Genomic DNA, 12,260 nt, shown 5'->3' on the forward strand with positions numbered 1-12,260 from the left:
GGGGAATGGGAAAATGAGAATGGTTGATATTATTCATAAAAAAAGAGATGGAGGGGAATTAACAAAAGAAGAGATCCATTTTTTTATTGAAGAATACACTAAAGGAAAGATTCCTGATTACCAAGTGTCTGCTTTACTCATGGCGATCTACTTTCGGGGAATGACAGCAGATGAAACAGCTATGCTAACGATGGCGATGGTTAATTCAGGTGATACGATCGATTTGTCAGGTATTCATGGGCATAAAGTGGATAAACACTCAACAGGGGGAGTAGGTGATAAAACCAGCCTCATCGTAGCTCCGTTAGTGGCATCGGTTGGCGTCCCTGTTGCAAAAATGTCAGGTAGAGGTTTAGGACATACGGGAGGTACGATCGACAAATTAGAGTCAATCGCTGGTTTTCAAGTTGAAATGTCAAAAGAGGAATTCATTGCAAATGTCAATCAATATAAAATCGCGATTGCCGGACAAACAGGAAATTTAGCACCTGCTGATAAGAAATTATATGCATTACGTGATGTTACCGCGACGGTTGACTCGATACCTTTAATTGCTAGCTCCATCATGAGCAAAAAAATTGCATCAGGAGCGGATAGTATTGTCCTCGATGTAAAAACAGGTAGTGGAGCCTTTATGAAAACATTAGAGGATTCTGAGGCTCTTGCAAAGGAAATGGTTCGTATCGGTAAAAAGTTGGGGAGGAATACTGTAGCAATCATTAGTGACATGAATCAGCCTTTAGGTTTCGAGGTCGGAAATGCAAACGAAATAAAAGAAGTCATTCGGGTTTTAAGAGGTGAAAATGTAGAGGATCTTAAAACTCTGTCACTCGAATTAGCAGTACAGATGGTGCTATTAGCCGGAAGATACCCATATTATGAAACTGCGAAAATGGAACTAGAAAAAAACCTTATAAATGGTGAAGCATATCAGTGTTTTAAACAATTTATTAGAGCACAACATGGGAATACAGAGATGGTTGATCATATTGAAAAGCTTCCAGATTCCAAATATCATATAGAAGTTAAAGCGGAACAAAATGGATATATTGCAGCGATTGATGCTGAAGCTGTAGGAATAGCCGCTATGTATTTAGGAGCTGGTAGGACAACAAAAGAGGATCAAATCGATCATTCTGTAGGAGTCACGTTAAAGAAAAAAGTTGGTGATGAAGTTACAGTTGGTGATACAATTGCCATTCTTCATAGTAATCAGGAGAATCCGTTCGAATCTGTACAAAAATTAAGAGAAGCTTATGGTTATTCAAAAGAGCAACCACTCACACGACCATTAATATATAATGTTATTAAATAATTTATTCGTATGATGAGGTTCGAGGTTAAGAAAATATATGATTTTGGGGGCAATAGCTCCCTTTTTTTTATATGATTAGAATATTAGGTTTGTATATTCCAACGCATCTCCGTTGTCCGTGTATTTCTTTGAATGAAAATGATAAGAAAGAAATTCACTCCCAAAAATCGCTGCTTATGGAATATACAAACGCACTATTTTCGAATCACTGACTTGTATGTTCTATAAGCTACGAGATAGCACGACTTGCAACTTTAGTTGCATAGCATGACTTGTGCCCTATAGGTGCTTTAGCGAGCGAGCTTTTATACCGATCGTTTATTCAAGGAAAGCCGTAAGGTTAGGTGCAGCGTTAGAACATACAAGCCCATTTTTTTAAAAAGATTTTTATCAAAAATGGAATATTTCTCCTCAATATGCGAACAATAAAAATTAGAAAAAAGGAGGAGTTAAAATGTGGAAAAAAAATATCGTTCTTGGTGTAATTACTGTTCTTCTCTTTTCCATATTCCCATTTCAAGTGGTAAATGCTGAAGAAATTAATTTAGCTCCAAACGCTAGATCTGCAATATTAATTGACCAAGATACTGGAACGGTATTATTCGAAAAAAATAGTCATGATCGGTTGCCACCAGCAAGTATAACCAAAATTATGACCATGTTATTAATCATGGAGGCAATTGATACTGGTAAAATAACTTTTAACGATAAGGTAAGGATTAGTGAAAAAGCAGCCTCAATGGGAGGATCCCAAATCTTTTTAGAGGTTGGCGAAGAAATGACGGTAAAGGATTTACTGAAAGGAATTGCAGTTGCTTCTGGTAATGATGCAACCGTCGCCATGGCAGAATATATTGCCGGAACTGAAGAGGAATTTGTAAAAATGATGAATAAGAAAGCGGAAGAATTAGGATTAAAGGACACTCATTTTGTAAATACCAATGGTCTACCTGAAAACGATCATTATTCAACAGCTTATGACATTGCGATCATGTCTAGGGAACTATTAAAACACGAAAAAATTACCGAATTTACGGGTATCTACCAAGATTACTTACGGAAAGATAGTCCAGAACCTTTTTGGTTAGTCAATACCAACCGGCTTGTTCGTTTTTATCAAGGTGTCGATGGTTTGAAAACTGGCTATACGAATGAAGCAAAATTCTGTCTCTCTGCCACTGCAAAGAAAGGTACATTTCGAGTGATCGCAGTAGTGATGGGCGAACCCGATTCAAAAACTAGAAATAAGGAAATATCAGAATTACTAGATTATGCGTTTAACCAATATAAGGATGAAGTCTTATTCAAAAAGGATCAATTTATTACCGATGTTGAAGTAAGTAAAGGAGCAAAATCAATCATTCCATTAAAAGCCCCTTATCAAATCGGGGTGCTTTTGAAAAAAGGTGAAAAGACAGAAGAATTTGAACAGATTCTAGTGATAAAAGATCAGATTCAAGCACCTATTCAAAAAGGAGATATCTTAGGAAAACTACAGATTGTTAAAGCTGGGAAAGTAGTCAATGAAATACCATTAATCGCAGCTGAAGAAGTACCAAAGGCAAACCTTTTTCAAATGTTTAAGAAAGTATTAAAAAAACAATTCTTTGTTGACTAAGGATTTTATAGAAATTACTTTTTTTGACAACGAGATGCCACATTATGTCGAGGTATCTCGTCTTTTTTGTTCTTTTGTCACCAGGCAGGAACTAAGAAAGGAATAGTAGAATAAAGAAAACAAAACAGGGAAGAAGGAGTGGAATAAAGTCGATGAGTGTATATATCGAGATAGAAATGGAAAAAAGTACCTTAATTGTACGATTGCAAGGGGAACTAGATCATCATACTTCGGAAAAGATCCGAGAGAAAATTGAAAAAGAATTAGAAAAAGGGATTGCTAAAAATTTACTTTTAAATTTAGAGAAATTAACATTTATGGATAGTTCAGGTCTAGGAATGATTTTAGGAAGATATAAAAAAATTCGGCAGCTTAATGGAAAAATGTCTATTTGTTGTGTGAGACCAAGTATTTATAAAATTTTCGAGTTATCTGGTATATTTAAGATTCTACCTGCTTACGATAATGAATCTGATGCATTAGAGTCATTGGGGGTGGCTTAATTGTTACATAATCGTATGACATTACAATTTGCAGCCAAATCCGAAAATGAGTCTTTTGCTCGAGTTGCGGTTGCCTCTTTTGTATCGCAAGTAGATCCCACATTAGAAGAGATTGATGAGATCAAAACCGTTGTTTCTGAAGCTGTTACAAATGCAATCATTCATGGATATGAAGAAAATCCTGATGGAACTGTAACGATTCATGTGGTGCTTAAAGATTCGATGATTGAGATTACGATTGAGGACCAAGGAAAAGGTATTGAAGATATTGAACAAGCACTTCAACCATTATATACGTCAAAACCAGAATTAGAACGGTCAGGCATGGGATTTACAATTATGGAAAATTTTATGGATGAAATGTTAGTGGAATCTGAAATAGGCAAAGGAACAAAAGTTTTCTTGCGAAAAAAGTTAATCAACAATCGTATTAGTTAGGGGTGAATTTATGGAACTAGATTTAAAAAGTATTCAACACTCCTACCTAAGTGATGAAAAAATGAAGGAATTAATCATCAAAAGTCAAAACGGTGACCTAGAGGCAAGGGAAATGATTGTTCATCATAATACTCGACTTGTTTGGTCAGTTGTTCAACGCTTTTTAGGTCGTGGCTATGAAGCAGATGATTTATTTCAAATTGGTTCGATTGGGTTACTGAAGGCGGTTGATAAGTTCGATATGTCTTTTGATGTCAAATTCTCTACTTATGCTGTACCGATGATTATTGGTGAGATTCAAAGATTTATACGTGATGATGGTACTGTTAAAGTTAGCCGGTCATTGAAAGAAACGGGAAATAAAGTAAGAAAAGCGAAAGACGAACTATCTAAAGAATTAGGTAGATTGCCTACTGTAAAAGAAATTGCTGAAAAATTGGGGATTTCCCCAGAGGATGTTGTATTTGCTCAAGAAGCAAGTCGGTCACCATCTTCCATTCACGAGACGGTATTTGAAAATGATGGAGATCCTATCACTTTAATGGATCAAATCTCTGATGATTCTCAAGAAAAATGGTTTGATAAACTAGCGTTACATGAGGCGATACGCGGTTTATCCGAGAGAGAAAGATTAATTGTTTATTTGCGTTATTTTAAAGATTATACTCAATCAGAAGTAGCAAAGCGATTAGGTATTTCTCAAGTTCAAGTTTCAAGGTTAGAAAAAAAGATATTGTCTACGATTAAAGACCAGTTGGAATAATCCGATTGGTTTTTTTTTGACGTATCAGTATAAGATTTTGGGAGTAAATACACGGACAAGGAAGCGAATTTGAATATACAAACCAAATATGGTCTTGTATGTTCTAACGCTGCATCTAACCTTATTACGGCTTTCCTTGAATAAACGATCGGTATAAAAGCTCGCTCGCTAAAGCACCCATAGGGTACAAGTCACGCTATGCAACTAAAGTTGCAAGTCGTGCTATGTCGCAGCTTATAAAATCATACAAGCCTATTTTTATTCGAAGAATGAATGGGTTAAGCTGATTTCAAACATACTAATAGTAGATACAAAAAATGATAGGGAAAAATATCCTAAAAAAGGAGAGAATTATCGGATTATGAGTACCATTTATCTTCGTTTTCGAAATCGCCATTATGCGAAACCCGACGATTTGATTCTTTTAAAAGATATTGCCCAAATCGTTGCTCCGAAAGAATTGGAAAATAAAATAAAGGAATTACCCATTCATCAAATTACCCCTGAAGATCAGCATCTGGTTGTCATAGATATGATGAAAGTGGTTAAGATAATAAAACAGAATTTCGAAGTGGACGTAAGAAATATTGGTCAACCAGAAATCATTGTAGAAATTCTCACCAAATTAATGTTGAAGAAACCAAACCTAATTGCCGTATTATTTGTTTGGATTCTTCTATTTGTTGGTTCAGGGGTTGCAATCATGAATTTCCACCATGATGTAAGTATGCAAGAAGTACATAAACGTCTTTATTATTTAATTACTGGGATTGAAAAGGAGCGACCACTACTATTACAAATTCCTTATTCATTCGGAATAGGATTAGGGATGATACTTTTCTTCAATCATGTCTTCAAAAAGAAAATTAATGAGGAACCAAGCCCTTTAGAAGTTGAGATGTTCTTGTATCAACAAAATCTAGATCAATATGTATTTCTTAATGAAAACACAGAAAATAGGAAGAGAATTTAAAATGATGATCATCGGGAAAACTATACTTGTCATCCTTGTTGGATTGGCAGGAGGATTAGCCGTGGGGAGTGGTTTTGTCGCTTTCATCACCGTACTTGACATCATTCCAAGACTTGCACAGATGATTAAAGGATTTGATTATATTCCTTGGTTTCAAAGGGCATTAGTTGTTGGGGTCGTAACATTTACTTGGATTGATTTAAGGGGGATTACATTTAAACTTCCGCAAATGGTTACGTTTATCCTAGGGTTATTTCATGGAGTATTTGTTGGAATGTTTGCCGCAGCCTTAACAGAAGTAGTCAATGTTTTACCCATACTTGCAAAACGATTAAATATGGCGAATGCCATATTATTTCTTTTAATGGCAATGGTATTTGGCAAAGTGGTAGGTTCATTACTACACTGGCTCATCTATGTTCCAAAATAAGAGAAAAGAGGTGCAATTGCAATCATGACAAACTCTACAGGAAAAAAAAGAGAAGAGAATGAAGCCAAACGACAATACCAGCAAATGATACAACAGCTTCGTCCACAACGACCAGTTTTTCTAAACAGTGTAAAAGCATTTATTGTAGGAGGATTGATTAGTTTTCTGGGACAATTTATTCAAAATATGTATATTCATTATTTTGGATTTACCAAAGAGAAGGCTGGAGATCCAACAGTTGCAACACTAGTATTTATATCTGTTTTGCTAACTGGTTTAGGGATTTACGATAAAATTGGTCAATTTGCTGGAGCAGGTTCTGCAGTACCTGTTACCGGTTTTGCGAATTCAATTGCTTCAGCTGCGATTGAGCATCGCTCTGAAGGATTTGTATTAGGTGTTGGTGGTAACATGTTTAAATTGGCTGGATCCGTCATTGTTTTTGGAGTTGTGGCAGCTTTTGTCATTGGCCTAATTAAAACATTAGTAAAGTTAATATAGAAGGAGATACTTATGCAAAGACAAATTGGAAGAAGTACCTGGAGGTTTGAAGAAGTACGAATTTTATCAAGTGCAGTTGTTGTTGGCCCTAAGGAAGGACAAGGCCCATTGGCTGAACATTTTGATGTGATTCATGAAGATCCATATGTTGGCCAAGAAACATGGGAGAAGGCAGAGCGAAAGCTATTTGAAGAAGCAGTCGATTTAGCGATTGAAAAATCAGGATTAACCAATAGTCAAATTGATCTGATGATTGCTGGAGATTTATTAAATCAAATTATTTCAGCATCATTTACTGCAAGATACACTCAAATACCATATTTAGGAGTATATGGGGCATGTTCCACTTCTATGGAGTCCTTAGCATTGGCCGCTTCACTTATTGAGGGTGGATTTGCCAATTATATTCTTTCTGGTTGTAGTAGTCATAATTCTACAGCAGAAAGGCAATATCGTTATCCTACTGAGTATGGTGGGCAAAAACCACCTTATGCACAATGGACTGTTACTGGCGCTGGGGCTGCAGTAATTGGAAAAGGTCTTGTAGGTCCAAAGGTTACGTATTCCACAATCGGTAAAGTGATTGATATGGGAATTAAAGATCCTTTTGATATGGGCTCTGCAATGGCTCCAGCAGCAGTATACACCATTGCGGAACATTTTAAAGATACCGGTCGGACGCCAATAGACTATGATTTAATCGTTACAGGTGATTTGGCTGGGGTGGGATATCCTTTAGCCAAACAAATGTTATTCGAACAAGGATTTGATATGTCAGATGTATATAATGATTGTGGTTTGATGATTTACTCGCCAGATCAGAATGTTTTTGCAGGTGGGAGTGGTTGTGCGAGTAGTGCTTCTGTGACCTATGGCTATATTATGAATCAAATGAAAAATAAGAAGTTAAACAAAGTGCTTGTTGTTGCAACAGGGGCGCTTTTGAGTCCAATTTCATATCAACAAGGAGAGTCTATCCCTTGTATTGCACATGCTGTTGCAATTGAAAACGAGGAGGATTAAAAAAGTGGGAACATATTGGACAGCATTTCTTGTAGGAGGGCTTATCAGCCTAATCGGACAATTGATGATGGATTTGACGAAAATGACACCAGCACATGTGATGTCCACTCTAGTTGTCGTCGGTGCAATATTAGACGGTTTAGGATTATATGAACCATTAATTGAGTTCGCAGGTGCTGGAGCCACAACGCCAATCACAAGTTTTGGAAACGCTTTGGTTCATGGTGCCTTAGCTGAGGCGGAGCGGCATGGTTTAGTCGGAATTATTACTGGCATTTTTGAAGTTACCAGTGCAGGTATATCATCTGCCATTGTTTTTGGTTTTTTTGCTGCTTTAATTTTTAAACCTAAAGGGTAATAGGTGGTTTGATGAATAAGAAGAGAAAAGTCATATTTATCACGGATGGAGATGTGGTTGCAAAAGAAGTGATTGAAGAAGTGGCAAAAATGATTGGGGGACGATGTATTTCTCGTTCTTCAGGCAATCCGACACCATATAATGGTTTACAGTTAGTGGAAATGATTAAGAATACTCCTTATGATCCGGTTCTTGTTATGTTTGATGATAATGGTCGAGGTAATAAAGGAGAAGGGGAAAAAGCAATGGAATTCATTGCAAAACATCCTGATATGGAGGTATTAGGTGCTGTAGCTGTTGCTTCTAATACAAAATATGTTGAAGGAACAACCATTGATTTTTCTGTTGATCGAAATGGAAGAGTGGTTGAAAGTGGAGTGAATAAAGACGGGGACACTGTAGGAGGGCCGTTAAGAATTTATGGCGACACTGTTGACATTTTAGATAAACTAGACATCCCTGTGGTTGTTGGAATTGGTGATATTGGAAAAATGGGGGGACGTGATCAGGTTAAATATGGCTCTCCAATCACCTTAAAGGCCATTCAAACAATTTTAGATTGGGGTGAACAACATGAAAAAGGGAATAAAATTAAAAAGCAATGGAACAAATGAAAAAAAAGGGCCGGAAACAGCTACTATAGATACAACGGAAGAAAGTCTGCAAAAAACACTTCATATATCTCGGGATATCGAAGAAAATAAAAATATATTGGATGAAAAGCTTGGTGTGGGTAAAAGTTTTGATTTAATATGTCGTGAAATGAATTTTGGTGGAAAGGATTTTGCAATTTATTTTGTGAATGGATTTGCCAATTCTGATGTTATGACACAAATATTAAAAGAATTGGCGAATTTAAAGCGAGAAGATCTAGTTCCGAATACTTTAAAACATTTAATTGAAACTTATGTTTCCCATATTCAAGTAAATAAAATAAAGACAATCAATGAAGCGAATGACAATATTCTATCTGGTCAATTAGTTATGTTGATTGATGGTGAAAAAGAGGGATTAGTAATTGATGTACGAAGTTACCCTGGAAGAACACCTCAAGAACCAGATACAGAAAGAGTGGTTCGTGGTTCAAGGGATGGTTTTACCGAAACACTTGTCGTAAATACCGCATTAACAAGAAGAAGAATTCGGGATGAAAGACTTCGAATGGAAATACAACAAGTTGGTGAACGATCCAAAACTGATGTTTGTATCGCTTATTTACAAGACGTGGCAGATCCAGGATTGGTCAATTTAGTTAAACAAAAGATCCAAGAAATTAGTATCGATGGACTTCCAATGTCAGAAAGGTCATTAAATGAATTCTTGATTGGTAGAAGTTGGAATCCTTATCCGATGGTTCGTTATACAGAAAGACCTGATGTTGCAGCACAACATTTACTAGAAGGGCATGTCTTAATTTATGTGGATACCTCTCCGGGTGTAATAATCACTCCTACAACTTTTTTTCATCATGTTCAACATGCAGAAGAATCAAGACAAAACCCTATGACAGGTACATATATTCGGTGGATTCGTTTTTTTGGGGTAATAGCTTCGTTATTTTTATTACCATTATGGTTAATCTATGTTTATGAACCGAATCTACTACCTCATTCTTTAGAGTTCATTGGGCCTAAAGATACATCAAAAATACCCATTTTTTTTCAATTTATTTTAGCCGAATTAGGAATAGATCTCATGCGAATGGCAGCCGTACATACCCCAACACCTCTAGCGACTGCTATGGGGTTAATCGCAGCGGTTTTAATTGGTGAAGTTGCTATCAAAGTTGGACTTTTTGTTCCCGAGGTTATCCTTTATCTTTCCATCGCAGCGATAGGTATGTATGCTACACCAAGTTACGAATTGGGTTTAGCCAATAAAATTGCTAGACTGATCTTTTTGTTAGCGGTATATTTGTTTAAGATTCCTGGTTTTGTGTTTGCGACAACCATTTGGCTTATCGTTTTAACTATGACTAATTCTTTAAATACTCCATACTTATGGCCGTTTATTCCTTTTAATTTTCATGCGATGGTGAATATTTTACTGAGAAAACCTGTTCCATTTATGAATAAAAGACCAAGTATTGTCCATCCACAAAATCAGAACCGACAGTAAATCATGATTGAAAAATAAAAATCATTATGATATATTCACATATTAATATGAGCTAGTCTTTTTAGTTAGACATATGAAAAGGATGGGAGAGTATTTATGTATTTCACTGGTACGAGTAGAATAAATGAAAAACAACATTTAGAAATTGGTGGCGTTGATACTGTTGAACTAGCAAAACAATTTGGAACGCCTTTATATGTTTTGGATGAGTGGGAAATAAGAAGACGAATGAGAGAATTCGTTTCAACTTTTCAAGAACTAGATGTATCAGCTCAGGTTGCTTATGCTAGTAAAGCCTTATGTACGAAGACTTTATGCTATCTAGCGAATGAGGAAGGATTATCGTTAGATGTTGTATCAGGTGGAGAATTATACACAGCATTAGCATCTGGATTTCCAAAAGAACGCATTCATTTTCATGGGAATAATAAAACGATGGAAGAAATTGAAATGGCGATAGATAATGAAATTGGAGCATTTGTGATTGATAATTTTTATGAAATTGAATTAATCGAGAGAATAGCAAGAGAAAAAGGGAAAGTTGTCAATGCATTAATCCGTGTTAGTCCAGGGATTGAAGCCCATACCCACGAATATATCCAGACAGGTCAGGAAGATTCTAAATTTGGTTTCAATCTCATCGATCAAGCTCTACAAGCGACGGAAAGGGTTTATCATTCAAAGCAAATTAAACTTTTAGGATTTCATTTTCATATTGGATCACAAATTTTTGATATGAACGGTTTTGATAAAGCAATTGAACGTGTCGCTGATTTTTATCAGTTATTAAAAGAACAATTTCAGATGGAATTCTCGATCCTAAATACGGGTGGAGGATTTGGTATTCATTACACAGATGAGGACCAACCTTTAACGATTCGTAGTTATGTTCAGACATTAGTAGAAATGGTTCAAAAACATTTCACTATGAGAAATTTAGCTTTTCCTGAAATATGGATTGAACCAGGTCGTAGCATTATAGGGGAAGCAGGTACAACACTTTATACGATAGGATCCAATAAGACTATTCCCCATATTCGAAAATATGTTGCTGTAGATGGGGGAATGATGGACAATCCACGTCCAGCATTGTATCAAGCAAAATATGATGCAGTCATTGCGAACAAGATGAATAACAACCATAAAGAAAAGGTATCGATTGCAGGTAAAGCTTGCGAAAGTGGTGATATGTTAATTTGGGATATTGAATTATCTCAACCAGAACCTGGAGACATACTAGCTGTTTTTTCTACTGGAGCTTATAATTATTCAATGGCAAGTAATTATAATCGGGTTCCGCGACCAGCAATGGTTTTAGTAGGAGACGGAAAAGCGGATCTGATTGTACGCAGAGAAACTTATGATGATATTATTCAATACGATATAGTTCCTGAAAGATTTGAAGCCAAGAAGGCGATCCAATCAAAATAAATTTATAAGAAATTAGGTAGGGAAGTATGTCATATCAGGTAAAATTAGATACCTTTGAGGGTCCGTTAGATCTTTTATTGCACCTTATTGATAAAGAAGAAATGGACATTTATGATATTCAAATCTCAAAAATTACCGATCAATATCTAGAATATTTGGATACTATGCAATCGTTGAAATTAGACATCGCGAGTGAATTTTTAGTAATGGCCTCTACACTATTATCAATTAAAAGTAAAATGTTACTTCCAAGCCGAAATGAACATTCTTTCCAAGGTTCGTTCATTTTAGATGTAGAAGAAGACCCTAGGGATGAACTTGTTCGGCGATTGATTGAGTATAAAAAATATAAAGAAGTATCAATGGCTTTAAGAGAAAAAGAATTGGCAAGAAGCAAAATTTTTACTAAAGCACCGAGCGATCTTTTACCTTATGTTGAGGTAGGAGAAGTAAATCCAGTGGAAGGGATTAGTATTTATCATCTAATCGAAACTTTCCAAAAAGCATTAAAACGTTATTCTTACAAAGAGCCAATTAGCAAGGTTTCTCGAGAAGAAATTTCCATGAAAGATCGAATGGAACAAATCATCCAAATACTCCAATCATCAGGGAGAGAGCTTTTTTTTTCAGACCTTCTTGCAGATGTTTATTGTCGATCAGAGATAGTGATTACGTTTTTAAGTCTATTAGAATTAATTAAACAAAAACAAATTATCTGTATACAAAAGAACCCTTTTGATGATATTGTAATTCAGTATTCCCCATGATCGGAAAAAGGAGGGAATGTTG

The 12,260-nt window shown here is 35.9% G+C and carries 14 protein-coding genes; all 14 read left to right on the forward strand.

The genetic code is table 11. From position 1 onward, the window contains the following. Positions 1-13: 13 nt before the first annotated feature. The 14 genes from EDD72_RS01905 to EDD72_RS01970 all read left to right on the forward strand — a co-directional run bounded on the left by EDD72_RS01905 (position 14) and on the right by EDD72_RS01970 (position 12,238). Positions 14-1,315 carry a pyrimidine-nucleoside phosphorylase gene (locus EDD72_RS01905; RefSeq protein WP_132766944.1) on the forward strand — a complete coding sequence of 434 codons (1,302 nt, stop codon included), beginning with the start codon at positions 14-16 and terminating at the stop codon, positions 1,313-1,315. Positions 1,316-1,769: 454 nt separating this feature from the next. Next, positions 1,770-2,933 (forward strand): D-alanyl-D-alanine carboxypeptidase family protein, encoded by a 1,164-nt coding sequence (locus EDD72_RS01910; RefSeq protein ID WP_132766945.1) that lies wholly within the window; start codon positions 1,770-1,772, stop codon positions 2,931-2,933. Positions 2,934-3,085: 152 nt separating this feature from the next. Next, positions 3,086-3,436, forward strand: coding sequence for an anti-sigma F factor antagonist (gene spoIIAA, locus EDD72_RS01915; RefSeq protein ID WP_132766946.1), 351 nt, complete (start codon positions 3,086-3,088; stop codon positions 3,434-3,436). A 15-nt stretch (positions 3,437-3,451) separates the two neighbouring features. Further along, complete coding sequence (gene spoIIAB / locus EDD72_RS01920; RefSeq protein WP_132767078.1) at positions 3,452-3,874, forward strand: anti-sigma F factor; 423 nt, start codon at positions 3,452-3,454, stop codon at positions 3,872-3,874. 10 nt (positions 3,875-3,884) lie between these two features. Continuing rightward, complete coding sequence (sigF, locus tag EDD72_RS01925; protein ID WP_132766947.1) at positions 3,885-4,637, forward strand: RNA polymerase sporulation sigma factor SigF; 753 nt, start codon at positions 3,885-3,887, stop codon at positions 4,635-4,637. Positions 4,638-4,995: 358 nt separating this feature from the next. Then, positions 4,996-5,610 carry a stage V sporulation protein AA gene (locus tag EDD72_RS01930; protein ID WP_132766948.1) on the forward strand — a complete coding sequence of 205 codons (615 nt, stop codon included), beginning with the start codon at positions 4,996-4,998 and terminating at the stop codon, positions 5,608-5,610. Positions 5,611-5,614: 4 nt separating this feature from the next. Next, positions 5,615-6,040 (forward strand): stage V sporulation protein AB, encoded by a 426-nt coding sequence (locus EDD72_RS01935; protein ID WP_132767079.1) that lies wholly within the window; start codon positions 5,615-5,617, stop codon positions 6,038-6,040. Between the two features lie 24 nt (positions 6,041-6,064). Then, positions 6,065-6,541, forward strand: coding sequence for a stage V sporulation protein AC (spoVAC, locus tag EDD72_RS01940; protein ID WP_132766949.1), 477 nt, complete (start codon positions 6,065-6,067; stop codon positions 6,539-6,541). Between the two features lie 12 nt (positions 6,542-6,553). Further along, positions 6,554-7,564 carry a stage V sporulation protein AD gene (gene spoVAD, locus EDD72_RS01945; protein ID WP_132766950.1) on the forward strand — a complete coding sequence of 337 codons (1,011 nt, stop codon included), beginning with the start codon at positions 6,554-6,556 and terminating at the stop codon, positions 7,562-7,564. After that, positions 7,533-7,922 (forward strand): stage V sporulation protein AE, encoded by a 390-nt coding sequence (gene spoVAE, locus EDD72_RS01950; RefSeq protein ID WP_132766951.1) that lies wholly within the window; start codon positions 7,533-7,535, stop codon positions 7,920-7,922. Before spoVAD ends, spoVAE begins: the two co-directional genes overlap by 32 nt. An 11-nt stretch (positions 7,923-7,933) precedes the next feature. Next, the gene (gene spoVAEA / locus EDD72_RS01955; protein WP_132766952.1) at positions 7,934-8,536 is read left to right on the forward strand and encodes a stage V sporulation protein SpoVABEA; all 603 of its coding nucleotides are present in this window, start codon (positions 7,934-7,936) and stop codon (positions 8,534-8,536) included. Then, on the forward strand, positions 8,496-10,040 hold the full coding sequence (locus EDD72_RS01960) for a spore germination protein (protein ID WP_132766953.1): 1,545 nt from the start codon (positions 8,496-8,498) through the stop codon (positions 10,038-10,040). The genes spoVAEA and EDD72_RS01960 overlap by 41 nt, the downstream gene beginning before the upstream one ends. Before the next feature lie 96 nt (positions 10,041-10,136). Then, positions 10,137-11,471, forward strand: coding sequence for a diaminopimelate decarboxylase (lysA, locus tag EDD72_RS01965; RefSeq protein WP_132766954.1), 1,335 nt, complete (start codon positions 10,137-10,139; stop codon positions 11,469-11,471). Between the two features lie 26 nt (positions 11,472-11,497). Then, on the forward strand, positions 11,498-12,238 hold the full coding sequence (locus EDD72_RS01970; protein WP_132766955.1) for a segregation and condensation protein A: 741 nt from the start codon (positions 11,498-11,500) through the stop codon (positions 12,236-12,238). Positions 12,239-12,260 lie beyond the last annotated feature (22 nt).

Source organism: Tepidibacillus fermentans, assembly GCF_004342885.1.
GTDB lineage: Bacteria > Bacillota > Bacilli > Tepidibacillales > Tepidibacillaceae > Tepidibacillus > Tepidibacillus fermentans.

Excerpts from the sequence above, each read along its gene's own strand:
- lysA (WP_132766954.1), top strand. The coding sequence starts at position 10,137 with ATGTATTTCACTGGTACGAGTAGAATAAATGAAAAACAACATTTAGAA.
- spoIIAB (WP_132767078.1), top strand. The coding sequence starts at position 3,452 with ATGACATTACAATTTGCAGCCAAATCCGAAAATGAGTCTTTTGCTCGA.
- spoIIAA (WP_132766946.1), top strand. The coding sequence starts at position 3,086 with ATGAGTGTATATATCGAGATAGAAATGGAAAAAAGTACCTTAATTGTA.
- EDD72_RS01970 (WP_132766955.1), top strand. The coding sequence starts at position 11,498 with ATGTCATATCAGGTAAAATTAGATACCTTTGAGGGTCCGTTAGATCTT.
- spoVAE (WP_132766951.1), top strand. The coding sequence starts at position 7,533 with ATGCTGTTGCAATTGAAAACGAGGAGGATTAAAAAAGTGGGAACATAT.
- spoVAD (WP_132766950.1), top strand. The coding sequence starts at position 6,554 with ATGCAAAGACAAATTGGAAGAAGTACCTGGAGGTTTGAAGAAGTACGA.
- spoVAEA (WP_132766952.1), top strand. The coding sequence starts at position 7,934 with ATGAATAAGAAGAGAAAAGTCATATTTATCACGGATGGAGATGTGGTT.
- EDD72_RS01935 (WP_132767079.1), top strand. The coding sequence starts at position 5,615 with ATGATCATCGGGAAAACTATACTTGTCATCCTTGTTGGATTGGCAGGA.
- EDD72_RS01960 (WP_132766953.1), top strand. The coding sequence starts at position 8,496 with ATGAAAAAGGGAATAAAATTAAAAAGCAATGGAACAAATGAAAAAAAA.
- EDD72_RS01910 (WP_132766945.1), top strand. The coding sequence starts at position 1,770 with ATGTGGAAAAAAAATATCGTTCTTGGTGTAATTACTGTTCTTCTCTTT.
- spoVAC (WP_132766949.1), top strand. The coding sequence starts at position 6,065 with ATGACAAACTCTACAGGAAAAAAAAGAGAAGAGAATGAAGCCAAACGA.
- EDD72_RS01905 (WP_132766944.1), top strand. The coding sequence starts at position 14 with ATGAGAATGGTTGATATTATTCATAAAAAAAGAGATGGAGGGGAATTA.
- sigF (WP_132766947.1), top strand. The coding sequence starts at position 3,885 with ATGGAACTAGATTTAAAAAGTATTCAACACTCCTACCTAAGTGATGAA.